This is a genomic window from Psychrobacter urativorans (assembly GCF_904846695.1).
Taxonomy (GTDB): Bacteria; Pseudomonadota; Gammaproteobacteria; order Pseudomonadales; family Moraxellaceae; genus Psychrobacter; species Psychrobacter urativorans.
The window spans coordinates 40,354-67,077 of record NZ_CAJHBR010000007.1 but is presented as its reverse complement, the minus strand read 5'-3'; the positions used below and the strand labels follow the sequence as shown (position 1 = coordinate 67,077).

Below are 26,724 nucleotides of genomic sequence, written 5' to 3'. Positions count from 1 at the left end.
GTAGTGCCTGTTATCATTATATTTTAGAATAAGGTTATAAATTTAAGCCGATTACTTATCTATAGCTTTTGCGTCCTGTTCAATAGCCGCTGCTGGCGCAAAATAAGCTTTAGGTAATACACTTTTAATTACCGCTTGTAGCGGGCCAGGAAGCTGTTCAATAGTAGTAGCATCGATACCTCTATCTGCTAAGTGTGGCTGCACGTGATTCATAAACAGCGCATCGCCTTCATACTTAGCGATCAGTTTAAGGCATTTAGCATGCAAGACATGGACAATAATCCAAAAGTTCTTAAAAGCCGGATTGCTAGTTTGTTTATGGTAAAAACGATAATAGATCTGCTGCACTATACCAGCTAAGCGGAACAAGCCAAACACTTCATAAAAGGTCCAATTGTCTAGCTCTAGGCCCGTCTGGGCAAGATAATACTCAACCACTTCATCACGAGTCATCATACCGGCAAGATGAGTGGGCTGTCGACGCGACTGCTGCATAATAATATTGTCATCGGCCTCAATCCAGTAAGCCAAGGCACTGCCTAAATCCATTAATGGATCGCCTAAAGTAGCCATTTCCCAATCGAGTACCCCTATCACTTGGGTGGGATCGTCAGCGGCCAAGATGACATTATCGAAGCGCCAATCATTGTGGATGACGCAAGTGTTACTGTCTTTAGGGGTATGGTTAGCTAGCCATTGTCTCACCACAGCGAAACTAGGTACATTCGGGGTCTTGGCTTTGACATAGCGCTTATCCCAACCACTGACTTGACGCTCACAGTAACCCTCACCGCGGCCTAAGGCTACTAGCTCAGGGTGCTGCTGATAATCAACTTGATGCAGCTTAATTAAGGCATCAATGACGTTAGTGCATAGCTCATGAGTTTGACTAGTATCAAAATCTATTTCTTTAGGCAAATTAGCACGAGGAATAATACCTTCCATGCGCTCCATCACATAAAAGTCGGCACCGATGACCGCCTCTTCAGTACACAGAGCAATCATCTTTGGCACGTAAGGATAGACCTCTACTAGCGCTTTTTGTACTGTATATTCCCGTACCATATCATGCGCTGATTTGGCTTTAGTGCCTTTAGGGGGACGACGTAGAATAAGGTCTTGATTGGCATATTGTAGACGATAAGTCCAGTTTGATGCCCCGCCTGAGAACTGAGTAACGACAGGCTCTCCTACTACCTCTACGCCTTGCTCGCGTAGCCATATAGTTACTGCTTGCGCATCAAGCTCCTCGCCTTCACGCACCTTACCGCCTTTATCTAGTACATTATGGGTCAATGATTTATCGGTGCTATTGGATTTTTGATTAGTATGGCTATCGGTAGCTAGGTTGTCGCTACTGTTATTGCCATTGTCATTGTCATTGCCACTGTTATTTGAGCGGCTACTTTGCAGATTGTTATTATTGTCTGACATGTGATAATCCTTATCTCGATGTTAAGCGAACTGCAAATTTTTATTAAAAAAACGAAATCTAATAAGGGCTAACGAAATTCCATTGTTTACTTAGGCTATTTTACATGAGTTCTTACTGGCTCATCGTAAGGTTGTAGCGGCTATCAAGTTGCTATTATTTAGCTAGTCTTGATAGCGCCATTAGCCTATATTTCGCTTTACTACTTGCGCTTAGAGCTAAAGCCTTGACGCTTAAGCTCCAATTTAGCAATCATAGTTTTATGCACTTCATCAGGGCCATCCGCCAGTCGTAGTGCTCTTGCTTGCGCAAAGAAACCCGGTAGCATAGTATCTTGACAGACTCCCATACCGCCGTATATTTGAATCGCCATATCGACTACTTCTTGCAACATCGTTGGTGCTACTACTTTGATCGCTGATATCTCAGTTAACGCCGCTTTGGTGCCTTGGCTGTCCATCTTTTGCGCAGCATATAAGGTTAGCAGACGCGCCTGATCAATTTTGATACGTGCCTCAGCGATACGCTCGAGATTGCCCCCCAATTGTAGTAATGGCTTACCAAAAGCTGTACGCGTCATACCACGACCGACAGCCAGCTCTAATGACTTTTCAGCAGCGCCAACACAGCGCATACAATGATGAATCCGGCCTGGCCCTAAGCGACCTTGCGCAATCTCAAAACCCATACCTGGCCCACCAATAAAGCTATCTAGCGGCACACGTACATCAACAAAGCTTACCTCACCATGACCGTGCGGCGCATCATAATCACCGAATACTTTTAGCATCCGCTCTATAGTGACACCAGCAGTATTGACGGGCACTAATACCATAGAGTGCTGATGATGACGATCTTTATCTTCGCTAGGGGTATGCGCCATAACGATCAATAAATCAACGGCAGGATCTCCCAAACCAGATGACCACCATTTGCTACCATTAATGATAATCTCATCGCCTTCTACTACTGCTGTTGCTTGCATGTTAGTGGCATCACTTGACGCTACCGAGGGCTCTGTCATGCAGAATACTGAGCGTGTCTTGCCTGCTAACAATGGCGTTAACCATCTGTCCTGCTGAATGCTACTGCCGTAACGCCATAATAGCTCCATATTGCCACTATCAGGAGCATTACAATTGAAGATATGTGGGGCCAATAAACTACGCCCCGTCAACTCGGCAATAGGAGCGTAATCGGTCACTGAAAGACCAGCTCCCAAAATATCATCAGGCAAGAACAAATTCCAAAGACCTGCTTCACGTGCTTGCTGACGTAATTGCTCATACGCTGCTGGCCATTGCCAACTCTTCCAGTTGCCATCAGGATTGAGCTCATGACACTGTTGCCAAAACTGGGCCTCTATTGGCTCGATTTGGGTGGCGATAAAATCTTTTACTTGCTGGTAAATAGCTTGGCCTTGCTCAGTAGTAGTGAACATCAAATCATTAGTAGACATCAATAACTTCCTTTTTATTCTAAATTAATTATCTTATTGAAGGTTGCTGGGAGGTTGGGTAGCAGTAGCTATTAAAAGCCATTTGAATAATAAGGTATATAGGGGCTTATTGTGGTTGCTCAATCCAGTTATAACATAGCAATTATTATTAAACAGTAAAAAAGGCGCGACTAGTTAGGTCACGCCCTTACAAAATACAAACACTGAGGCTATTAAAAAACCAGCACTAATAAATGCAGCTTTTAGTGCGTTTAAAGCTTAAGCTAAAAACACCTTTTATAGTCAATCCTTACTTTAAGATATTGAGGCGACTGTTGAAGTCAAAACGGGCTAAGGCTTCTGGTAATTTATCAATGACTATACTCAACGTGGCCTCTGCTGCTTGTGCTAGTCCTAGCTTTTCAGCAAAGGTTGGCTTTTGACGTGAGTGCAAAGCATAAACTTCATAATCTTCCATCAGCTCTAAAATATAGCTATCTGATGTCTGCAAGCTGTCTACTAAGTTAAGATGTAGCGCATCTTCGCCATACCAATGCTCACCAGTAGCCACTTTATCTAAATCTAGCATTGAGCGATAACGATTGACGAAATGCTTAAATAGCTCATGAGTTTGCTCTAGCTCTTGCTGATATTTGGCACGATCTTCATCGTCATTTTCACCGAATACAGTTACGGTGCGCTTATAGTCACCAGCAGTGAACTGCTCATAATCTACATCGTGATTCTTTAACCATTTATGGAAGTTGGGTAGCTGCGAAACCACGCCGATAGAACCAACAACTGCAAAGGGAGCCGCTACGATCTTGTCCGCAACACAAGCCATCATATAGCCACCGCTAGCTGCCACTTTGTCCACGCATACGGTTAGCTTTAAGCCGGCGTCTCTAAGACGAACCAATTGTGCTGCTGCTAGACCATAACCATGGACTATGCCGCCTGGTGACTCTAAGCGTATGACGACTTCATCACCTTTATTGGCAGTGCTGATTAACGTGCTAATCTCTTCACGTAAATGCTTGACGGCGGAAGCTTTCATATCACCATCGAAATCAAGGACAAAAACTTGCGCGCTTGGGGTTTTATTCTTACTTTTATTTTTAGCTTTTAATGCTTGCTTAGCTTTTTTGGCGAGCCCTTTTTTGAGTAGTTTGAGCGCCGCTTTACCTTGAGTGGCCTCAACCAAATCCTCACGATGCTGTTTTTGAGATTCATTAAGATGCATTACTTTTAGTTCGACAGGATTTTTAGGCGGATGAAATAACATCGATAGTATTCCTTAATTAATAGGTTAAATGACAAAGAGCTGCCAAGTTAAAACAGTAATATTTTTGGTATCAGCATGATATGACCCCTATATTAAAACTTTTCAAGTCGCTCAGCGATTATTGAAAGCTAAAACATTTTACAGGCATTATTTAGTAATCAGGAGTTACAAAATGGGCAGATACAGCCTATCCCTACCAGAGGATTCTATCAGCAGAGTTGTATAACAAAAGCACATTAGGCATAATATGCGTTTACACTTATTTTTATGCACTCCATTGTTATGAGTTTGCTGATATGGTGTTTTTTTGCTAATGGCAATTGTCTATCTAAAGACTAGCGCTTATTATCGCTAAAATTGCAACGCTTACAAGCAACTAACTCTTCAATTAACTGGCCCTAGTCTACAGCGCCAGTTAATTTGAGTGGGTTGAAATCTACTAACGATGGCTGCATTATTGTTCTTTGAATTGAGCAGACAACTGGATAACTATTATTATGACCGACCCTATCACAACCAACAGCATTATAAACCAAACTCAACTCGCCACAGAAAGTGAGATGAGTGTACATAGCGGTTACCGTGATGAATATTGTGGTGCAGTAACCGAAAATCTATTAGAGCAAACCATCACTATCGTCGGTTGGGTACATCGTCGTCGCGATCATGGTGGGGTTATCTTTTTAGACATGCGTGACCGTGCTGGTATTCTACAAGTGGTCGTTGATCCAGATACCCCAGAAGCTTTTGCTACTGCTGATGCTGTACGCCCTGAATATGTACTAAAAATAACTGGCCGTGTACGTCGTCGTTATGAAGGTACCGAAAACGCTACGATGACTAGTGGTCAAATTGAGTTATTGGGCAAAGAAATTGAAGTATTAGCAAAATCTGAAACCCCACCTTTTCCATTAAATGATGAAAATACTACGGTATCAGAAGATTTGCGTTTGAAATATCGCTACTTAGATATGCGCCGCCCACAAATGCAAGAACGCATGGTATTCCGTGCCAAAGCTACTTCAACGATTCGTCGCTACTTAGATGACCATGGTTTTTTAGACGTCGAAACCCCTATTTTGACTCGTGCTACCCCTGAAGGTGCTCGCGATTATTTAGTACCTTCACGTACACGTCCAGGTAACTTCTTTGCTTTACCACAGTCGCCACAGCTGTTTAAACAACTACTAATGGTTTCTGGCTTTGATCGCTATTATCAAATCGCTAAATGTTTCCGTGATGAAGATTTGCGTGCTGATCGTCAACCTGAATTTACCCAAGTCGATATCGAAACCTCTTTCTTAGATGAAGAAGGCATCATGGCCATCAACGAAGGCCTGATCAAGCATCTATTTAAGACTATGTTAGATGTTGAGTTTGAACAGTTTCCTCGTATGACTTACGCAGAAGCTATGCGCGATTACGCTTCAGATAAGCCTGACTTACGCATTCCGCTAAAATTAGTCGATGTCGCTGATCTAATGCAAAGCGTTGATTTTAAAGTATTCGCCGGCCCTGCTAATGATCCTAAAGGTCGTGTTGCCGCCTTACGTATCCCTAAGGGTGCTTCGATAAGCCGTAAGCAAATCGATGAATACACTAAATTCGTTGGTATCTATGGCGCGCGTGGTTTGGCTTATATCAAAGTCAACGATGCTAGCAATATCAATAACGGCGTTGATAAAGAGTCTGGCCTACAATCACCAATCATCAAAAACATGACGGATGAAGTGCTAGCTAGCTTGATTGAACGTACCCAAGCAGAAGATGGCGATATCATTTTCTTTGGTGCGGATAAAGCCAATATCGTTAATGATGCTATAGGCGCACTACGCCAAAAGATTGGTTTAGATCTGCAGATGACTACTTGTGAGTGGGCGCCACTTTGGGTGACTGATTTCCCAATGTTTGAAGAAACTGACGATGGCAAATGGACTTCAATGCATCATCCGTTTACTAAGCCTAAAGGATCTGTTCAAGAGCTAAAAGACAGCCCAGCAACCGCTCTATCTATAGCTTATGATATGGTAGTGAATGGTACAGAAGTTGGTGGTGGTAGCTTACGTATCAATACCTTTGATATGCAGCAAGCCGTACTTGAAGCTTTGGGTATAGGCGAGCAAGAAGCGCAAGACAAATTTGGCTTCTTACTTGATGCACTAAAATTCGGTGCACCACCGCATGGTGGTTTAGCTTTTGGTTTAGATCGCTTGATTATGCTGATGGTAGGTGCCAGCTCTATCCGTGATGTTATTGCTTTCCCAAAAACCAAAACTGCTGAGTGTCCTCTAACTCAAGCTCCTGCTGAAGTAGATAGCAAGCAGCTGCGTGATTTGGGTATCCGTGTACGAGAAAAGGTACAAGCTGACACTACTAAATCTGCTGAATAGATAATCTGACTATGCCCTATTGTATTTTACAGTCTCATCGACTAGCTTGTGATCGGTCATGAACCCTTATCACCTGTTCAAATATGTGCCATTGTCCCTGCTACAGGGGCTAGCACATATTGTCGCTTGGATTGTCATGCGTATGTCAGACGCAAGTTTAGTACGCACTATTGGCATTAATATAACTTTGACAGATCTAAACTTATCTGAATTACAAAAGCAAAAGTTGACTAAAGCTATCGTTGTCAATCAATGTCTTAGTAGCGTTGAGTCTATAAAAAGCTGGGCAATGCCTCCTAAGTGGAGTATGGAACAGATTCGAGATATCTATAATAAAGATATCTTGTTGCAAGGACTGGCTGACCCTAATGGGATGCTCGCAATTATACCGCATTTAGGTACTTGGGAGATGATGAACGCTTGGCTCAATCAGTTCGGTTCCCCCACTATCATGTACAAGCCGGTTAAGGGCAAGCTCATTAATGAGTTTGTACTGCAAGGTCGGCAGCGGCTTAATGCCACTTTAGTCCCTACTGACGGTAGTGGGGTTAAGGCGATTTTTAAAACGCTAAAACAGGGTGGCTTTAGTATGGTGCTGCCTGATCATGTGCCTGAACCTTCAGGTGGTGTAATTGTTCCTTTTTTTGGGGTGGAAACTTTAACTAGCACTTTAGCTTCCAAACTGGCCAGCAAAACCAACTGTGCTTTAGTAGGCGTGTCTTGTATTCGTCGTAGCGATGGTCAGGGCTTTGACATTCATTGTTATAAATTCGATGATCAAGCATTATATAGCCGCGATTCTGCGGTCTCTACTTATGCGCTTAATCAGGCTATGGAGCGAATGATCCGACCTCATTGTAGCCATTACATGTGGGGCTATCGACGTTTTAAGCATTTACCTAATTTAGGTAATCCCTATAATAGTGATGAAAAAACAATCGCTGCTTATGTACTTAATAAGCGCAACAGTACTGTTGAGCTAGATCCCCCTATGGATTTAAACAACTAGTTACCCGTTCTATGTGTTTCACTGACGAGTCCTCTATGACTACCAACAGCCCCAAAATCTCTTCAATCATCGAAACCGCTACTGACACCAGCTCAGCTGATCAGCGTTACGTTATCTGTATGAAATGGGGGGATAAGTATGGTGCTGAATATGTCAATCGCCTCTATAACATGGTCAGCCGTCATTTAACTTTAGACTTTCAGATGATTTGTCTCACTGATGATAGTAGCGGTATCGATCCTGCTATTCGCAGCTATCCTATTCCTGAGCTTAACTTACCCGCAGGACCTGAACGAGGCTGGAAAAAACTCACCACTTTTAAAACTGACTTATATGACTTAAAAGGTGTAGCGCTTTTTTTAGATATTGATATTGTTATCGTTAATAATATCGATGGCTTCTTTACTTACCAAGCACAGCATGAAGATAGCGTAGTCATCATCCGTGATTGGAAAAAGCCTTGGCGAATGATTGGCAATAGCTCAGTCTATCGTTTTAACGTTGGCATGAATACGTATCCTGACTTACTAAGCAATTTTGAGCGTAATTTTGACACTATCCGCCAACAAGTACGCCATGAACAGGCTTATTTATCGAATTATTTGCGTGAGCATCATCATTTAGAGTATTGGGACAAAACTTGGTGTGTCAGCTTTAAATACCAATGCATGGCTCCTGTGCCTTTTAACTTTTTACGCCCACCAAAGCTGCCAAAAGACGCAAAAATTGTTATCTTTCATGGCGAGATAAACCCGCCAGAAGCTATCAATGGTGGTGGTGGAAAATGGTATCGACACGTTAAGCCTAGTCCTTGGTTACAAGACCATTGGCTATAAAACCTAGGGTAATTATTTAAAGATAAAATGGAGCTTAATTTGGAACTACCGCCTACTGTTGTATTTAATATTGATGATCAACCTATCACTATTCACGCTTTTAATAGTAGTGAAGCGAAACAAAGTCTGAATAACCAAGCAGTCAACATTATTGCTTCAGGTCCCTCTGCTGCAAACTTGGCATTCTCAGAACTGATAGAGATAGCGACTATTTTTGTTAATGGTAGTATTAGTTTACTTGCTCAGCACGATTTTACTCAAGTCGTCGGCTGGGTAATAAGCGATGCCCGCTTTATTAATCATCAGCCAGAAATTCTTAAAAACCATTACAGAGGCCAGCCTTTATATGCAACCTTAGCCGTGTTTGAGGCTTTAGCAGCAGCTCATCCTGATATTATGCACAGTTATCATAGTTCGATGCGTATCTTATACCCAGTAGATAGGCCTTGGGGCGTTAAATCAAATAGGCTTTGGTTCAGCAAACTAACCTTTAAGAAAAAGCTACTAAATAAAAAGAAGCCCTTATCCTACTTTGTTAATGATCCTAACTTTGTTATTGATAGTAGCCATAAACCTGCTCCTATCGGCGTTTCATTAGATGTGACTTATGGATTTGTAGAAGCCGGTACGGTAGCTTATGTTGCAGCGCAATTGGCCTTTTCTAGATCTGTGTCTATCATCAATTTATATGGTATCGATTTACTAAACAGTGCTGAGCCTAGATTTTATGAAAATAAAGATAATAGTGCGCCAAGCAAGCTTGATAAAGCTATTACAGACCGTATCGTGCCATCATTCAATCTACTAGGGAAAGTTTATAAAGAGCACGGCGTCCCTATTGTCAATCACTCTGCTATTTCTAAAGATTTATTTAATAGTTTTGACTAATAGCTTTGATTGACTATTCCTCATATACCCAAATCACTGCTATAACTTCTCAGAAAATTTTAGATACTGATCAGCAATATTATCAGGCAGTAGCTGCTTATCAAACGGTGCTTTATAACGTTCAGGACTAATCAGGGCAGCACTGATTAGCTTGGCTAACCCCTCGATATCTCCTACCGCTACTAGGCTTTGCTTAGGCAATAACTCTCTTGGACCAAACGGACAGTCGGTACTAATCACTGGTACATTTAGTGCTTGCGCCTCGACGATGACATAGCCAAACCCTTCAAATTTAGAGGTGAGAACTAGCAGTGCTGCCGCTACTATTAACGGGTAAGGATTTGCTTGAAATCCCAAAAACTTGACGCAATCATCAATACCTAGCTGCTTAGCTAGCTGCTTTATTTGTTCTTCAAGTTTGCCACTGCCTACTAATACCAAAGGAAGTTTGCGATCTGTTTTAGCATAAGCTTGTAGTAAATCTTGATGACCTTTCATAATATCGAATGATGCCACATGAATAATATATCCATTAGCGCTCAGACCAAACTGATTGATGTTTGGCGGTTGTGCTACTGCTTGTTTAATCGTCTTAACGTCACAGGGATTATAAATTGTCTTAGTTCTATTAATATTACCTATTAACGCTAACAAATCTTGACGGGCCCCTTCACTAACACAGCTACACGGATACGCCCCATATACCATTTTTAAATGAGTAAGCGTTGGCACAGGTTCGGCTATCAGCTTGTCAGCGAACTGTTTGGAGAGCGCCGTGTGTAATACATTAATAATGTTGGGCAATTGACTATAGGCCATTATCCAGTTGAGCTTATAGATATTGACTAGTATTAGATTAGGCTTACCTATATTACCAAGCACATAATCATCGATACGCTTGGCAACTGATTTATAAGCAGTGGCTTGTTCTGAGTGTTGCGGCAAAAGCGGTTCATTATATGGCACAACATGATAATTAACCCGCTGATCTAGTGGCATCTTTTGCGTATCTTCTAGACAAAGCACATGAACACAGTAGTTCATATCTGCATAAGCACGCGCTAATGTGGTCACCATGCGCTCAGCACCACGACCTTCTAATGCTTTTAAGATAAGTAAAATAATAGGTTTGGTCATAGAGGCCTTTATATATGGAGGTTTTAAAATGATAAGATACAAGGCTTGCCAGTTTGAGTTGATTATTATTCAACTATGGCATAAGTAGCCATAAAATCGCGGCTTGGATATAGCTTAATGAGGTACTATTTGTCAAAATGTACCTGTTCGATAATTTAACATTGTATTTCTGAGTAAGGCTTAAATGAAATGACAGCACTTTCAAAATGGCAAAGTAAACTTATTTTACTATTCAAGAGTGAAAGAACTTTCAATGCTCAGGCAATCGTTAGTGAATTCACTAAAAAAAACGATTGCCGAGATGAAAGAAACTATTATTACAGAAGCCGTATGTAACACTGATGCACTGTCTGATAAGCCACGAACTAAAGACTTAACCGCTCATTTAGATAATTTAAAACATCAGTTTATTGGACAATCAGAACTGTGTTTTTACCATGCAACACTGGTGGTACTGCTACGTCGCAATTATAAAACAACAGATATCTTTGCTGAATTTCAAGCCTTGTGGGAAAGTGAGTTTGATTACCTATTAAAGCATTTGTCGCTGCGCTGGATTGTCTCTGCTTGTGATACTTTTATTGATTATTCAGACAATAATAACAGAGCTACTATTTTATTGAATGTCGTTACTTTGGTAAATACTTTAAAAGTTTATGAAACTAAGCAGTTTTTGCAACTAAACGATACTATCGAGCAAACCCCACTACTAACAGATAAAGTCAATGCGCTTTACCACAGCCATCTACCTTTATATGACGGACTTACTTATTTCCGTATCGGTACTGATGATAGTTTAAAAAATATGCGCAGTCGTTATGAAAAGTTTTATGCAATCGATAAAATGGCGACAATTATGCTACTATTCATTTTTGATAAACTTCAAAGCAATAACAGTGCGTTTGCTACTCTAAGAGCTCTACACACAGACGAAAAGTCTCAATGGTGGCTAGATTGAGTTTATCAGTTAAATAGGTTTGAATTAGCTTATAGCTTTAAAAACCTATCTCAAACCTATACTAATGCACTTTATCCTCATCTAAATTTATAGAGTATCAAATGTCTACAACATCTCAACCTTTGTCTTTCACCAATATGGAAGCTACAGATAGCTTTGTTGTTTGTTGTTTTTATACTGATAGCTATCTCAACCATGCTCTATCCTTAAAACAATCTTTGGACGACTTTGGCTTAAATTATTACTTTAAGCAAGTTGATGACGCTGGTTATTGGGAAGCCAACACTCGCATCAAGCCGCATTTTATTTTGCAATGCTTACAACAGTTTCCAAATAAAAACATTCTGTATTTGGATGCCGATGCTTTAGTCAAAAAGCCTTTAGATTACTTTAATCATATCACTACTGACGTTGCCTTTTACAAGACTAAAGGTATGCCAGGCATGTCTCATGATTACTTAGCCAGCACTATGTACTTTAGCAACACCCCTAATACTATAAGGCTAGTTGAGCAGTGGATAGAGGAACAAGTAGATGGCAAGCGCACGCAAGTTGATCAAGACAGCCTAGATACTGCTATGGAAAAGCTTGCTGATACCCTATCCGTCGAGCCTCTCAATCCGGGCTACATAAAGATTTTTGATAAAGACTATGACGGAGAGATATACATTGAGCAGTTTCAAGCTAGCCGTGGTCAAACTAAGCTCAAACGTCAAAACATTAGAACCCGTAATCGGATTATTGGTGGCGTCGCACTGTTAGTTATAATAGCGATTGCTAGCTATTTAATAATGAAGTGAAGTAACTTTTATAATCGGTAATAGATAAAATAATACCCGTCTCAATGGGTATAGCTGATAAGAATTGTAGCTCAATATTCAGCTATACTACTTTGCAGAACGGCTAAAAACCTCCCCACTTGTGCTTGCGTGTTTTTATTTCCAATGGTTCTAAAATTAGCCCTGTGCACATTCAGCATCAGTTAGCTTTGTATAAATGCCAAGTACTTCTCAGCTATAGTAGTAGGTAACAGTGCTTCATCAAAGTCAGCATAAAACTGCTGTGGATCTTGCATTGCCTGACTTAGCTTTTTAGAGATGGCGCTGATATCAGCTTTTGGCATCAAATTGTTCTCCGGTAAAAGCTCTCTTGGGCCAGATGGACAGTCGGTGCTAATAACAGGTACGCCAAGCGCTAGAGCTTCTGCTATTACTAGAGCAAATCCTTCCCAATCTGAGGCTAGCACCTTAAACTTTGCGTGTTTGATATAAGGATAAGGGTTTTCGCAGAAACCTAAGAATACTACCTTATCCGTCAGTCCCAACTGGGTAACTAATTGCTCTATATCTTTTTGTAGCTTTCCTTGGCCTAGTAGCAGTAACGGTAAAGACTGATCAGTTTGTGCATAAGCTTTCAGCAGTATATCGTGGCGTTTGGCTTCTTTAAAGCTACCCACATGAATGATATAGTTTTGATACTCTGGGACAAAGGCATCGGCTAACTTTTGAATCTCGTATCTATCTATCGGATTATGGATAGCTGCTATTGGAGTAATATCCGCAAACTGGGTTATAAAATCTTCCTTAACCCCAGCACTGACACAGACACAAGGATGCTTAGAATAAGTAGCTATCAATTTTGACTTCAATTGCTGAAGATTATCCGCTTGAGAAAACCTATAATATAATGACAAAGTATTATGAATGACGTAAACAATATTGGGCAATTTACTATAAGAAAAAATACCATCCGAGCGTTCAAGATTCGATAAAACTAGGATAGGATGACCAATTTTTTTGCCTATGTATTGATCAACGGTTCGAGCAATGACCGAATTGCGAATCTTACCTTTAGGTAGCCACCTATAGCGCTCATAGTCAATTAAATGGTAAGTTAAGTTTTCATTTAAGGTAAACTCAACTTTAGAATTAAAGGTTAATACGTGGACATCAAATCCTAATTGATGAAAAGCTGCCCCTATAGTTAATACAAAACGCTCGGCACCTGCGCCTTGTAAAGAGTTGATAGACAAAACGATTTTATCTTTTTTTGATAAGATAGCAGACATCTGGCACTCATTAAATTAAGTTATATTAGATTACTAATTTCGCATGCTACCTTCTTTTAACCATTATTAGTAGCTTCATTGGTAGTTTAACGATTAAATAAACGTGATAGAAACGACTTAGACTCATTTGCCCGAGTTACTTTATTACCTTTATAGCGCTTATGAGTCTTTTTTGGAAAGCTGCCAAAAGGTTGCACTCTATAGTTATCTAACTGGTAACCATCAGCAAGGGCATCGTTATAGTAGCTATCGAACAATTCAATAAGCTCTGATCTAGGGTGCGGTATTATTTTGCCATCAAACCAATGCTCAAAGCCTTCCTTCTCAACTCTTGCTAACGCATATTTATGGCTAAACTGAGTGCCCATATCTGAGTAATGCAGTATTTTGATATCTTCGATTGCCAGATCTTCTCCATCGACACAGTTATAGCTGTCTTGATACGGTTGCACCAATTGCGCTTTTTCTTTTAGTAAGTCCATCATTTTTTGATGACCGTCAGCATCCATCTTAAGCTGTTCCATAGGCAGGATAACATTTTGTGCTTTACTACAATCCCAGATACAAGTACATAGGCGTGTCATATCCGCTTTTGTTTTGGCTGCAACGATAGCTTGCCCAGCAATAGGATGCTGCCATAGCTTGGCTAGATCGCTTAAAACAATAACATCAGCATCCATATATATTGCTCTTCCAGAGTAGTTACAATACTCCGGAACTGCCCAACGAAATCCTGAAAAAGGGGTGGCCCATTTAGTAGTATTCCAGCCCTCACCCGTTTCAGGGTTAGAGTACCAGTAGCTCTGAGGATCACGTGATAGCTGCATCCATACGATTTCAACAGGCATGCTAGTATGTTTATGAATACTGTAGTCCAATACCATCATTTGTTCTAAATCACAGTTATTAGGATCGCAACCAACAAATACTCGGATAGTGTCATTGTTAATAAGACGTTCTCATAATTTTATAACGATATTAGAAAACAAAAAATTATCACGTCATGCTTTTACAGATGGCGCAATTATTTAGTCAATAATTGAATTTAGCTATATCTACAAATTCAGATAGAATGATAACTCTGACTATGACTTACTAGCAATAGACTTTATACTATCATCCAAACTATTTAGAGTCGCTCATAACACAGTGTTATATCGAGCAACAGCGATCTCAAAATGACTCCAAACCTTTGCATGATAAGAAGAGTTCAAACATGACCCCTAATAATGAACTTCTCTCCAGTTCTACTTCTAAAGATGGTAATTTTAAAGATAGTAGCAATACTGGCAAAAGTAACTTACAGCAATGGCAAAGATTTGGTCTATTGTTATTGGTTTACTTCCTGATTTGGTCAATAGCCCCAGTCTTTCTCGCTAGTAGCGTACCATTCGATGTCAGTGAAGGTATCAACTGGGGCAGCGAATGGCAATGGGGTTATTACAAGCATCCCCCATTTTCATCTTGGGTATTATACAGCTTCTATAAAATTTTTGGTCATGTTGGCCCCTACTTACTCAGCCAGCTCTATGTAATACTAACGCTGTTTTTAGTTTATCAGCTAGGCAAGCAAATTTGGTCACAAGCTATTGCACTGTTGGGCAGCGTGCTGACTTTGGCAATAGTCTATTATACTTACCCTAGCCTTGAGTTTAATCATAATGTAGCTCAATTTCCTATTTGGGCCGGATTGTATTTAGCTTTTTATCAAGCCTTAACTCGCAACCGTCTAACCGACTGGCTATTACTAGGGGTGTTGGGTGGTCTTGGTATGCTCACTAAGTACAGCGTAGTATTTTTGCTGCTACCGATGGCGCTATACTTGATTCTGCCAAGACAATGGCCGCTATTAAAACAGCCACAGCCTTGGTTTGCAGCTTTTATTATGCTGGCTATATTTGCACCGCACTTATATTGGCTAGTAAGCCATGACTGGCTGCCCTTTGGTTATGCCAGTGGCCGCGCCCATGATGTGGGTGAAGGTGCCGATAACATTAAGCGTCATTTTAGTTGGCTAAGTTTTATCATCGCCCAACTAGTGGCTCATATTCCGTTACTGCTGATACTATTATTTAATCGTAAACGCTTATTGGCTATTAGCGACTATAAGCATAGCTTGCCAAAGGGTGCTTCTTTACTTTGGTATCTTTGGCTGGCTCCTATAGGGGTACTAATCATATTGAGCTTATTATTTGGTATAGGTTTGCGTGATATGTGGGGTATGCCGATGTGGGCGCTATCAGGACTTCTTGCGGCCTCCTTTATCTCCCCTGCCAGCCAAAAGCTAACTACGAGCAAGATAACTAAGGCGCTTATTATTTGGTTGACACTCGCTACGGTATTGACAGTGATATACGTAGGGTTTGGTGATAAGATACGCGATAAGCCATCAAGGATGCAATGGCCAGAACAGGCACTTGCGGCACAAGCACAAGCTACTTGGCAGTCTTTAAGTAGTTGTCCACTTGACAGTGTATCAGGTGATCGCTGGCTTGGTGCTTTAGTGGCTATGAATAACGGTTTTCCCTCACAGATGATATCAGGACCTGCTAGCCATTCACCATGGATGAATACTGAGCGCTTACAACAAAATGGTACTTTAGTAGTCTGGCAAAACACGGGTGCTAATGCCAATAGTTATAAACAAGACGATATCGTTTTGCCTTTGCTAGAGGAAGTGGCTGTAAGTACGGCTAATCAGCAAGAAAGTGCAACTAACTCTAATTTATTGACTAAGCAACAAGGTCAATGGAGAATGGCTTGGCGAGATACAAATATCACTGAGCCGTTAGTCATAAACTGGGTTGCTTATATTCCTAGCAACTGTGCTAAGTAGCCTATATGTCCTAGATAGTCTGTAATCAAAGGCTATCTATCTATTATATTAAGTAGTTACTAATTAGAACCATCAAACCCTAATAATAAGCCCTCAATCCTCTTTGTAACCTTAACGAGTTTTTCATGTCGCAGGATTATAGTTACTCACCGTACTTGTCTATCATTATGCCAGCCTACAATGATGCTGAAGCGTTACAGGCGTTCTTACCACAAGTATTTGAGTTTGCCGCAGCATTAGCTACACCTAAAGCCGACGATATTACCGATAACAATAACCATAAGCGCCTAAGCTGTGAGATCATCATCGTTGACGATGGTAGTAGTGATCATCTATTAGAAGTAGTGACAACTTTGATGCCGAGTCGCCCTAATAACACTGAGCTGATTTTATTACGTTTATCGCGTAATTTTGGTAAGGAGCCAGCGCTGAGTGCTGGGCTTGCTCAAGCAGATGGTGAGTTAGTGGCAATGATAGATGCCGATGGCCAACATCCTTTGCCAGTATTAGCCCAAATGCTTAGCATGATTGAGCAGTCTAATATTGACATGGTTGCCGGTATTCAGGCTAACCGTCCTCATGAAAGCAAACTGGCTAAAACTTTAAAGCGTAGTTTTTACTTGTTTATCCAAGATCGTCAGCGTTATGAGATTCGCCCCAATGCTGGCGACTTTCGAGTGATGAATCGTAAGGTCGTAATGGCACTGCGCTCATTGCCTGAGCGTCAACGTTTTATGAAAGGCTTATATGCTTGGGTAGGTTTCAATACGGTTTATTTGCCTTTTACTGCCGATAATCGCGATACCGGCGAGAGTAAGTTTAACTTCGGTAGTCTGTTTGAGTTGGCCTTAGTAGGTATTACTTCTTTTTCACAAAAACCTTTACGCCTGATATCACGTATGGGCTTTATAGTGTCAGCACTAGCTTTTTTATATGGTCTTTATATCGTTATCGAAACCTTATTGTTTGGCAGTGACGTTGCTGGCTGGGCCACTGTTGCCGCTGGCATTATGTTCTCCACTGGTATCCAGCTAGTCTGCATTGGAGTCATTGGCGAATATGTCGGTCGTCTCTACGAAGAAGTAAAACAGCGCCCTTTATATTTAATTGATGAAGCTATTAGTAGCACTGATAACAATAATGGCGCAACTCGTGACATCAGCATCAATAGCTATGAGAGATCCAACTCCTTAACTAAACAAACAACGAACAATAATGAATAAAATAGCTATAACTCAGTCAGCATCGCAGCAAGCACTATGGTTTTTAGCTGTTGGTGCTAGTGCAGCTTTAGTGCATTTTTTGATACTTATAAGCGTTGTAAACTTTACTACTGTTAGTCCGGCATGGGCTAATGTTGTCGCCTTTTTAATAGCCTTTATTGTTAGTTTTTTTGGCCATTTTTATCTTACTTTTAGTCAGTCTAATAGTAGTACTGATAAACATAGTTCTAATAACGATGACTATATAAAAAATCGTCGTACCAGCGTTAACAAAACACCTTCATCTTGGCGCCATTCATTACCAATATTACTTAAATGGTTCGCCAGTTCGTTACTTGGTTTTATAGCCAATCAGAGTTTATTCGTCTTAGGACTAAGCTGGTTCGGTGAGCTTTATTACATAATAATATGGTTGGTAGTCACTGGTGTTATCACCGTGATGACTTTTGCATTAGGTAAACTTTGGGCATTTAAATCATGAATAACACCTCTCAAAATAATAAGGCGCAAAATAACGTGAGCTCTCCTCCTAATAACGCCCGCGCGGTCATCATTAACGTTGATGACTTAGGACTATCAGACGCTGTCAATAAGGCGGTAATACGTTTGGCTGAGCGTGGAATTATTGGTGCTAGTAGCTATATGGTCGGCGGCAATATCAGTGATAGCGATATCACTAAGCTGGCTGAAATGAATGTCGATATTGGTCTCCATTTAGATTTGACTGGTGTCTACCCATCAACGCTAAGTGCTACGCTTAAGTCTTTGATTATAGCTAGCTATCTACGTCGATTAAAACCCATGCAAGTGACTGAGGTTATCCAGCATCAGTTAGATAGTTTTGAAGATAAATTCAATCGTGCGCCAGCATTTATTGATGGTCATCAGCACATTCATCAGTTCCCGATCATACGTGAGCGTTTGATCCAAGAGTTAACTAGCCGTTATGGTAGTAGCAATGATAAAGCAAATAAAAGCTCGCATCATACTATTAGCGCGCGCGTGACCACCCCTCTTGTTAACGACTTTAAGTCTTGGGTTATCTATTCTCTTGGCGGTCGAGTATGGAATAAACTATGTCGGCAGCATAATATCGCTACTAATGATAAATTCGGTGGGGTTTATGGTTTTGATGTTACTAGCCAGCAGCTAGCAGCCCTATGGGACAAATGGCTGAGTGCAGCTCCACGGACTAGATATCTGCAGCCAGGTTTATATATTGAGTCTTTTACTTTTGAGTCTTCGGGGACTTATGCTCAGTATGGGTCAACCACCCCGCCTATTCATTCTGTACCGTTGTCTTTACCACGTGATGTAACGACTACTTTACTAATGTGCCATCCTGCTGTGCCTGATAATAGCTGGCAAGATGAGATTAAGGCGGCACGTGAGCGCGAGTTTGCCTGGTTGATGAGTAATCAATTTGAAGACTTATTGCAGCAGCAGCAAGTTAGGTTAGTGCGTTGGTCTGATATCGTAGCTATGTAGAGTAGACGATAATTATTTTTACTTTAGCCCAATAAAAAGCCAAGACTCGTAACAAGTCTTGGCTTTTTATTGGCACTATTCTTAGCTAAAAAGCTTTAATTAAAAGACTCTAGCTTAACAAACCTAGTTAATAAAGCTTAGTCAATAAAGCTTAACCAATGCATATACTGCTCATTACGGCCATGAACCACATCGAAGTACAAGGTTTGCAGTTTTTCAGTCAATGGGCCACGACCACCGTTACCAATAGTGCGGTCATCGTATTCACGAATAGGAGTGACTTCAGCAGCAGTACCTGTCATAAAGATTTCATCGGCTAAGTAAAACTCGTCACGAGTGATACGACGCTCAGTGACTTTAATGCCTAAATCGTTAGCGAATTGAATGATACTACGACGAGTAATGCCATCTAAAGCTCCGCCTGCTAGATCTGGTGTATGTAGCTCACCGTCTTTGACTAAGAATAAGTTCTCACCTGATCCTTGGCAAACATAGCCTTGTGAATCCATCATGATCGCTTCATCATAGCCGTTACGAGTCACTTCACGGTTAGCCATAATAGACACCGGATAGTTACTTGAGGCTTTGGCCTTACACATGGTGACATTTGGCAGATGATGAGTATAAGAGGAAGTCTTGACTCGGATACCATTTTGGATGCCCTCTTCACCAAGATAAGCGCCCCAATGCCAAGCAGCAACCATAGCATTGATACTATTATCATGAGCCGCTAAGCCCAATTTTTCAGCGCCAATCCATATTAATGGACGGATATAAGCTTCTGCTAAGTTATTCTGTTTGACTACATCTTTGTGCGCTTGCTCTAGAGTCGCTGCATCAAAAGGCACTTGCATTTGGAAGATTTTTGCTGAGCCTAATAGACGATCTACATGATCTTTTAGACGAAATACGGCCGTACGCTTGTCAGCAGTTTGATAAGCACGAACCCCTTCAAATACGGCGATACCATAATGCAAACTATGAGTAAGTACATGAATTTTGGCATCAGGCTGATCGATCATCGTGCCATTCATCCAAAGCTTGCCGTCTTGTGTTGCCATGTTCATTTGATATTCCTTATGCTAGCGCTAACGTCTAACTTGTATGTTGAGTTTTAATTTTTATCGTGATTTTATTATCTAGTTTACTGCTCGATTGCTTGAGTGCTATAACAGTTAAGCGAGTTATTGTTGCAAGCTGCGAGAGATTATATCACCAGCAGCTATCGCAAATGAAATCTTTTAGTTTACCCTTATAGGGCTTTTATTTATGCTAAACACCCATCAAACGCTGCCACTGACCTTGTACTAAAGTGCGCGTTTCCACCCATAATCCTTCATCTACTAGCAGTGATTGCTCGGATAGCGCTAATTGATGACTGGCGGCACGAATACGCAGGTAGGCTTCAGTCAAGTCTTGACAGATCTCAGTGCTCCAAATACCCAGTAAGGCCATTTCCTCAAAGATACGTACGTTATCACTCCATTTGGTCAAGCTAGGATAGTCATGAGAATAAGCCAATACTGCAAACTGCGCTAAGAACTCGATATCAACGATACCGCCTGCGTCTTGTTTTAAATGAAACTTACCTTCTTGTTGTTCCCACTGGCTAGTGCCTAAATGCTTTTGCATTTTTATACGCATACTAGTCACCTCTATGCGCACTTCATCTAAGGTGCGTGGCAGCGCTAGTACTTCACGGCGAATATCACAAAAGCGTGCCATCACCCTTTTATCACCACATATTGCCCGCGCACGAACTAGCGCTTGATGCTCCCAAGACCAAGCTTTACTGAGCTGATAAGTCTCAAACGCATGACAGGAGACCACCATCATGCCCGCATTGCCAGATGGTCGTAGGCGCATATCTATCTCATAAGCACGACCGTCTCGAGTCTGAGTATTTAGATAAGTCATTAGCTTTTGTGCCAGACGAGCGGCAAACTTCATACCACTGACGGAGGTTTCACCAGTCGTCATGCCCTCCTCTTTTATCTTGTGCAAGAACACTAAGTCTAAATCAGAAGAATAAGACAGCTCAAGCCCGCCAAGTTTGCCATAGCCGATAATAGCAAAGCCGCAATCAGCCTCTGTTACTGGATCTCCATCTTGGCCAATAGGATAACCATAACGTCTAACGAGCTCAGAGAAGCCACGCTCAAGCGCCGCTTCTAATACTACAGCGGCAATAAAAGTCAGCGAGTCAGATACTTTCATGATCGGTCTTTCTGCTAGTACATCGCTGGCCGCTACTGCTAACACCTGATTCTTTTTAAACAGTCGTAGTACGCTTAGCAGCTCCTCTTCGTCCTCACGCTCTACACGCAGCAGGCGTTGACGCAATATATCACGCAGCTCAGGCTTATCTGGTAAGTGGCGATAGCGCTGCTGTAAAAAGGTGTCAAGCAATACCGGATATAGCGCCAGCTCATTAGCAATCCACGGGCTTGCCGATAGCATAGGAATTAGCTCAACGGTCGCATTGGGATTTTCAGCCAGCATGACTAAGTAGATAGAACGCCGACAAATAGCTTCTAACAAAGTGATCAATCGGGGCAAAGCGGTATTGGCTAGCTGTTGCTGTTGTTGATGGGCAAGCAAAGCATGCAACACTACAGGATAAGCTGCATCCAAGCGAGATCTGGCCTCATCACTGAGGTTTGCTACCATTTTTGACTGCCAAAAAGCATCTAACTGCGCTCGGCTCTGTTGCGTCAGCACAGTGTCAAGTTGGGCGATTTGCTGAGCAATGTTAGCAAGCTCAAGGGTACTGTCTTCTTGCGCTGGCATTTGCCGTTCTGTCACCATACGCTCAAATGGCGCATTAACGTCCTCTCGATGATCATTTAAGGTTACTAACAAGGCCGACCAGTCGGCAAAGCCTAAAGTTAATGCCAAGTTATGCTGCCAAAACTCATCATGAGGCAGGCGCTGGGTCTGCTGATCATTGATAGCCTGAATAGCATGCTCAAGACGACGCAAAAATCGATAAGCGGCTTGCAGTTTCTGATAAGTGGGCGGCTCGAAGTATTCAAGCTCATACAAAGCTTGCATCGCTTTTAGACAAGACTTGACCTGTAACTGCGGCTGACGTCCACCGTAAATAAGCTGAAAGGCTTGCACAATAAATTCAATATCACGAATACCACCAGCACCCAGTTTAATATTATCCAAATCCTCACGCTGCGCCACTTGATTTTGAATCAAGGATTTCATTTCACGCAGTGCTGAAAAGGCACTGTAATCCACATAATAACGAAAAACAAAAGGCTTTATCATTGCCTGTATTTCATCATAAAACGGTGATTCAATTTGACCCACTACTCGCGCCTTCAACCAAGCAAAACGCTCCCATGCACGACCATGATTGCTAAAATACTTCTGTAATGCTGACAGATGAATCGCCAAGTCAGTACCGTCACCCCAAGGACGCAAACGCATGTCTACTCGAAATACAAAACCGTCAGCAGTATTATTATCGAGCAGCCTAATGATCCCTTGACCTAGACGAGTCATAAAGCGCTTGTTATCAATACTACGTGTGCCTTTTGATTTATCTCCATCAGTCTCGCCGCGACCTTGATGGATAAATACTAGATCAATATCACTGGACAAATTAAGCTCTTGCGCGCCCAATTTTCCCATCGCCATAATAGCCATATCATCGACTTGTGGCTTGCCTTGCGCATTGATAAAAGTGGGCTGGCCATACTTAGATACTAACTGCTGATAAGTATAGCTCTTGGCAAATAACAGACAGCCATCAGCAAAGTCAGAGAGCTCATCGGTTAATTGTTCAAGCTTAATCAGAGCCAAAGCATCTTGCCAAATCCAGCGCATCATCATCAGCATACGTAGATGCCGTAAGCCACTCATCACCTTACTCTCATCGGCCAGCTGATAATTCTCATCTAAAGTATAATCTTGAATCAAATCGTCGATCTGCTGGCGAGTGAGCGTCTGCTCTAATGGGTAGCTGCGCAAAAACGTCTGACAGGATATGGTCCGACTTTCCCATATTTGATAAGCGAACTCACTGGCGGTTTGCAAAACTTGTAGCTGCTCAGGTGTTGGCTGGTAGTCTTTATGATTGGATGTAGCAGAGGACATAGGGGCACAGACTCCTGGCGAGATAATTGAGAATACTGAGATTTAAAACCATTAAAACCATTGTTAAAACTAAGCTTTGAGCAGTAGCAGCGCTAATTTTTATATAAACATTAGTGACCACAGCAAGCGTTATATTAATTAAAAAAAACTTACTAATCGTAGTGGTAAGTGTCTAAGCCTATACTGAGCTAAAATCATTCCCAAAGAATTATAAAGACATCTATAGCAACAGTGCTTAGCATAAAATTACTTTTAACAACGTTGACACTCTTGGATTGAACCTGCTTTATGGTAGCATAAATACCCTGAGCATGACCGATCTAGCCGTTGTCTGAGGGTTCATAAAAATACTTAGCAGTAACTTGGTTAAATATTTTGCAACGCTATCTTAAAATAATCCATGCCATGATTCTAAGTGAGTACTCTATGTCACCTACTAGGCTGAACTCTATAACTAATAATGATTTTTTGCTAAGTAATGTTCGCTTAGAAACCGGCTTTGTTTATGATGAGCAGCAACAAGTCATCGCTACCCAAACGGCTATTTTCGATATTATAGTCACTAACGGCATCATTCAACAGATAACTAAAAAAGCAGCCATAAGCTCTGCGGGCTTACCGAATAATTCGAATGACGATTTACAGAAGCACTCAAACAACGTTGATGCTAACGGTTTGTTGATGTTACCTACTTTTCAAGATATGCACATCCACATCGATAAGACTTATTATGGTGGGGTTTGGCAAGCAGCGCCGTGGACTGGCAGTATCAAAGATATGATTAGCTTAGAAGAAAAACTAATTCCTAAGTTATTACCTAACTCGCAACACAGAGCTGAACTCGCTATCGAGCTGATGCAAAGTCACGGCTCTACTTTTGCACGCTGTCATTGCAATGTAGACCCAGTCAGCGGTCTTAAAAGCTTAGAGCACTTGCTATTAGCCTTAGACAATTATAAAGACCGTTTTAACTGGGAAATTGCGGCTTTTCCGCAGCACGGTATTCTCTATTCACAATCTGAGAGCTTATTACGAGAAGCGGCCCAGATGGACATCGACTTTATCGGTGGTCTTGATCCGACGATTGTAGATGGTGATGCGAAAAAGTCTTTAGATATCATGTTCGATATCGCCTTAGATTATGACAAAGGCGTCGATATACATCTGCATGAAGACTTGCCCTCTGGTAAAGCGGTCATGGAGCACATGATAAAACGCGTTAAAGAAAACCAAGCCCTACAAGGCAAAACCTTTATCACGCATGCTTATGCTCTGGCAATGCTACCACCACTAGAGCTTGAGCATCTAGCCGCTGAGTTCGCAGAATATGGTATCGGTATTGTCACTAGTGTGCCTATAGGACAAAATGCGTTACCTATTCCTATTCTATTGAAACATCAAGTTCAGGTGCTAACCGGTACCGATAACTTAATGGATAATTTTTCGCCCTTTGGCTTAGGCGACATGCTACAAAAGGCTAATTTATGTGCGCAACTTTATGGTTGGACTGACGAATATCGTCTAAATCGTGCCTTACAGATGGCTACTAATAATAAGCAAACTTTACCCTTAAACGATCAAGGCCAGCAAGTTTGGCCTTATGTAGGTGCCGACGCTAATTTTATATTAGTCAAAGCCTGTTGTTCAGCGGAAGCGGTCGCCCGTCTACCCAAACGTGAAGCGGTTTATTATCAAGGTAGAGCCATACTTTAGATGCGTCCTTCAATAAAGCCTTAAATAGGCTAGCCTCTGTTAATAGCTTATCGCTAATATTAGAAGCTTATCAAAGCTAATAGTTTTGATTATAAATAGTGTTTAGTTAATAATTAATTATTGAACAATTGCCTATTATAGTAAAGCTTTAGAAAAATATAAAATATAAAATATAAAATATAAAACAAAGGATATTACAATGAATGACTCACAACAAAATCAACAGATCGTCTTGGCTCAGCACCCTAAAGCTCAAGTGAATCAACAGACTTTTAGACTTGAAAATATCGCTATGCCTGACTGCCAAGCTGGGGAGGTACTGCTAAAAAGTATCTACGTATCCGTCGATCCGGGTATGCGCGGCTTTATGGATAAAGGTGATAGCGATAATGCGGGTAAGAAATTTCAGATTGATGAGGCTATTACTAGTAGAAGTGTAGCGCAAGTCATCGATAGTGCTAGTGAGGATTTTAAAAAAGGCGATATCGTTCATGGTCGCTTAGCTTGGAAAAAGTATCAGAGCTTTGCTGTAGATACTCTTGAAAAAGTAGATCCGGATATCGCACCGATTTCAACCGCAGTAAGTATGCTTGGCATACCAGGCTTAGCGGCTTATTTTGGTATGCTAAAAATCGGCCAGATCAAACAAGGCGAAACTGTAGTAGTATCCGGTGCCGCAGGTTCAGTAGGTAGCATCGCCGTACAGATTGCACGCATTAAAGGCTGTAGAGTTATCGGCATTGCTGGCTCTGCTAAAAAGATAGACTATCTACAAGACGACTTAGGGGTAGATAAAGCCATTAACTATCATCAAACTACTGATATGCAAGCGGCTATCAAACAAGCCTGTCCGGATGGGGTCGATGTGTTCTTTGATAATGTCGGTGGTGAGCTATTCGATGCCGTATTCGCTAATATTAATGAGCATGCCCGCATCGCTATCTGTGGGCAAATCGCTGATTATAACCACGGTGAAGTACCACAAGGCCCACGCCCTATGCATCATTTGATCAAAAAAAGCGCTCGTATGGAAGGCTTTGTGGTTTATGATTTTGCCGATGAATTCGATGCTGCTAAGCAGCAGCTTAGTCAATGGTATAATGAAGGTAAAATGACCTACAGAGAAAACCTAATAGAAGGTTTTGAAAATATACCTTCAGCCTTTATTGGCTTATTCGAAGGTGAGAATATCGGCAAGCAAATGGTGCAAGTTGCTGATGTCGATACTAATGCTCTAGTCGATACCCAATAAAATAACCACATCACTCTATGAGGCGACACTGCGCTTTGCTTGGGGATCTATCTTTGTCATAATAGACTCGATAACGTTAAAAATGACTTGATAATATTCTTCAGTGACTATGAATAACAATGAACAACCATAAAACCCGACAACTTGTGATGCTACGCTTATGACTACTGTTACTCCGCTATTGTTAATTACCAAAGATCCTAGCCATCCACTCGCTGAGCTAGCATTGCGTTACGCCCGTGCTTTCGTTGAACAAGCGGCTGAAGTAAATACTAGTAATCAAACTCAGATCTCTGATAACAGTGAGGTCGCTTGTACACCCTTAAAGCTTTTCTTTTATGCGGATGCCGCCCATATGGCTAATCGCCTACGTTGGCAATCTGCCGATCAAGCCAATCTCACCCAACAGTGGCAAGCACTTGCACAGCGCTATAAGTTACCCTTAGCTGTCTGTGTCAGCACTGCCCTTAGTCGTGGTGTTAGTGATAGCGATAACAGCGCCCGTCATCAATTACAAGGTGACAATGTCGCTCAAGGTTTCGACTTAGTCGGCTTAAGTGATCTGGCTATGATGATGCAAAGTGACTGCCGTCTAATACAGTTTTAGCAAAAATGGCAATCAAGCAATAACCATAACAACGGCAAGCTATAGCAAAGCCTA

The 26,724-nt window shown here is 41.4% G+C and carries 21 protein-coding genes; 13 read left to right on the top strand and 8 right to left on the bottom strand.

The annotated features are described in order from the left end of the window. Positions 1–51: 51 nt before the first annotated feature. The 3 genes from JMY09_RS06730 to sohB all read right to left on the bottom strand — a co-directional run bounded on the left by JMY09_RS06730 (position 52) and on the right by sohB (position 4,155). The gene (locus JMY09_RS06730) at positions 52–1,434 is read right to left on the bottom strand and encodes a phosphotransferase family protein (RefSeq protein WP_201622828.1); all 1,383 of its coding nucleotides are present in this window, start codon (positions 1,432–1,434) and stop codon (positions 52–54) included. A 200-nt stretch (positions 1,435–1,634) separates the two neighbouring features. Further along, a complete protein-coding gene (locus tag JMY09_RS06725) occupies positions 1,635–2,873 on the bottom strand; it encodes an acyl-CoA dehydrogenase family protein (RefSeq protein ID WP_201622875.1) in 1,239 nt (412 codons plus the stop codon). Positions 2,874–3,180: 307 nt separating this feature from the next. Next, a complete protein-coding gene (gene sohB / locus JMY09_RS06720) occupies positions 3,181–4,155 on the bottom strand; it encodes a protease SohB (RefSeq protein WP_201622827.1) in 975 nt (324 codons plus the stop codon). 560 nt (positions 4,156–4,715) lie between these two features. On the opposite strand from sohB, the gene aspS reads away from it, so the two are divergent. From aspS to JMY09_RS06700, 4 genes are read left to right on the top strand one after another with little or no spacing between them, the layout of a single operon-like run. Further along, positions 4,716–6,545 (top strand): aspartate--tRNA ligase, encoded by a 1,830-nt coding sequence (gene aspS / locus JMY09_RS06715; RefSeq protein WP_201622874.1) that lies wholly within the window; start codon positions 4,716–4,718, stop codon positions 6,543–6,545. Between the two features lie 58 nt (positions 6,546–6,603). After that, the gene (locus JMY09_RS06710; RefSeq protein WP_201622826.1) at positions 6,604–7,554 is read left to right on the top strand and encodes a lysophospholipid acyltransferase family protein; all 951 of its coding nucleotides are present in this window, start codon (positions 6,604–6,606) and stop codon (positions 7,552–7,554) included. Positions 7,555–7,589: 35 nt separating this feature from the next. Further along, positions 7,590–8,390: a glycosyltransferase gene (locus JMY09_RS06705; protein WP_201622825.1), complete on the top strand. Its 801-nt coding sequence runs from the start codon at positions 7,590–7,592 to the stop codon at positions 8,388–8,390. Between the two features lie 39 nt (positions 8,391–8,429). After that, on the top strand, positions 8,430–9,278 hold the full coding sequence (locus JMY09_RS06700) for a hypothetical protein (protein ID WP_227677207.1): 849 nt from the start codon (positions 8,430–8,432) through the stop codon (positions 9,276–9,278). Between the two features lie 39 nt (positions 9,279–9,317). Here JMY09_RS06700 and JMY09_RS06695 read toward each other — a convergent pair whose 3' ends face one another. Then, positions 9,318–10,415 (bottom strand): glycosyltransferase, encoded by a 1,098-nt coding sequence (locus tag JMY09_RS06695; RefSeq protein WP_201622823.1) that lies wholly within the window; start codon positions 10,413–10,415, stop codon positions 9,318–9,320. Between the two features lie 301 nt (positions 10,416–10,716). On the opposite strand from JMY09_RS06695, the gene JMY09_RS06690 reads away from it, so the two are divergent. Together JMY09_RS06690 and JMY09_RS06685 are read left to right on the top strand one after the other, a co-directional pair. Further along, positions 10,717–11,373 carry a hypothetical protein gene (locus tag JMY09_RS06690; protein WP_227677206.1) on the top strand — a complete coding sequence of 219 codons (657 nt, stop codon included), beginning with the start codon at positions 10,717–10,719 and terminating at the stop codon, positions 11,371–11,373. Between the two features lie 101 nt (positions 11,374–11,474). Further along, positions 11,475–12,173 carry a putative nucleotide-diphospho-sugar transferase gene (locus JMY09_RS06685; protein ID WP_201622822.1) on the top strand — a complete coding sequence of 233 codons (699 nt, stop codon included), beginning with the start codon at positions 11,475–11,477 and terminating at the stop codon, positions 12,171–12,173. A gap of 182 nt (positions 12,174–12,355) precedes the next feature. Here JMY09_RS06685 and JMY09_RS06680 read toward each other — a convergent pair whose 3' ends face one another. Continuing rightward, positions 12,356–13,441, bottom strand: a complete 1,086-nt coding sequence (locus JMY09_RS06680) for a glycosyltransferase (RefSeq protein WP_201622821.1) — start codon at positions 13,439–13,441, stop codon at positions 12,356–12,358. Positions 13,442–13,527: 86 nt separating this feature from the next. Beyond that, positions 13,528–14,391 carry a glycosyltransferase gene (locus JMY09_RS06675; protein ID WP_201622873.1) on the bottom strand — a complete coding sequence of 288 codons (864 nt, stop codon included), beginning with the start codon at positions 14,389–14,391 and terminating at the stop codon, positions 13,528–13,530. A gap of 266 nt (positions 14,392–14,657) precedes the next feature. Between JMY09_RS06675 and JMY09_RS06670 the strand changes: the two genes are divergently transcribed. The 4 genes from JMY09_RS06670 (at position 14,658) to JMY09_RS06655 (ending at position 18,988) form a co-directional block, all read left to right on the top strand. Next, positions 14,658–16,277: a glycosyltransferase family 39 protein gene (locus JMY09_RS06670; RefSeq protein WP_201622820.1), complete on the top strand. Its 1,620-nt coding sequence runs from the start codon at positions 14,658–14,660 to the stop codon at positions 16,275–16,277. A gap of 125 nt (positions 16,278–16,402) precedes the next feature. Continuing rightward, positions 16,403–17,500 carry a glycosyltransferase family 2 protein gene (locus JMY09_RS06665; RefSeq protein WP_201622819.1) on the top strand — a complete coding sequence of 366 codons (1,098 nt, stop codon included), beginning with the start codon at positions 16,403–16,405 and terminating at the stop codon, positions 17,498–17,500. Next, positions 17,493–17,981: a GtrA family protein gene (locus JMY09_RS06660; RefSeq protein WP_201622818.1), complete on the top strand. Its 489-nt coding sequence runs from the start codon at positions 17,493–17,495 to the stop codon at positions 17,979–17,981. Before JMY09_RS06665 ends, JMY09_RS06660 begins: the two co-directional genes overlap by 8 nt. Beyond that, positions 17,978–18,988: a ChbG/HpnK family deacetylase gene (locus JMY09_RS06655; RefSeq protein WP_201622817.1), complete on the top strand. Its 1,011-nt coding sequence runs from the start codon at positions 17,978–17,980 to the stop codon at positions 18,986–18,988. Before JMY09_RS06660 ends, JMY09_RS06655 begins: the two co-directional genes overlap by 4 nt. A 137-nt stretch (positions 18,989–19,125) precedes the next feature. Here JMY09_RS06655 and JMY09_RS06650 read toward each other — a convergent pair whose 3' ends face one another. Then, a complete protein-coding gene (locus tag JMY09_RS06650; protein WP_201622816.1) occupies positions 19,126–20,055 on the bottom strand; it encodes a branched-chain amino acid transaminase in 930 nt (309 codons plus the stop codon). A gap of 205 nt (positions 20,056–20,260) precedes the next feature. Then, positions 20,261–23,098, bottom strand: a complete 2,838-nt coding sequence (glnE, locus tag JMY09_RS06645; RefSeq protein ID WP_201622815.1) for a bifunctional [glutamate--ammonia ligase]-adenylyl-L-tyrosine phosphorylase/[glutamate--ammonia-ligase] adenylyltransferase — start codon at positions 23,096–23,098, stop codon at positions 20,261–20,263. Between the two features lie 426 nt (positions 23,099–23,524). On the opposite strand from glnE, the gene JMY09_RS06640 reads away from it, so the two are divergent. The 3 genes from JMY09_RS06640 to tusD all read left to right on the top strand — a co-directional run bounded on the left by JMY09_RS06640 (position 23,525) and on the right by tusD (position 26,670). Further along, positions 23,525–24,811 carry an amidohydrolase gene (locus JMY09_RS06640; protein WP_201622814.1) on the top strand — a complete coding sequence of 429 codons (1,287 nt, stop codon included), beginning with the start codon at positions 23,525–23,527 and terminating at the stop codon, positions 24,809–24,811. 199 nt (positions 24,812–25,010) lie between these two features. Then, the gene (locus tag JMY09_RS06635; RefSeq protein WP_201622813.1) at positions 25,011–26,063 is read left to right on the top strand and encodes an NADP-dependent oxidoreductase; all 1,053 of its coding nucleotides are present in this window, start codon (positions 25,011–25,013) and stop codon (positions 26,061–26,063) included. A gap of 160 nt (positions 26,064–26,223) precedes the next feature. Beyond that, the gene (gene tusD, locus JMY09_RS06630) at positions 26,224–26,670 is read left to right on the top strand and encodes a sulfurtransferase complex subunit TusD (RefSeq protein ID WP_201622812.1); all 447 of its coding nucleotides are present in this window, start codon (positions 26,224–26,226) and stop codon (positions 26,668–26,670) included. Positions 26,671–26,724 lie beyond the last annotated feature (54 nt).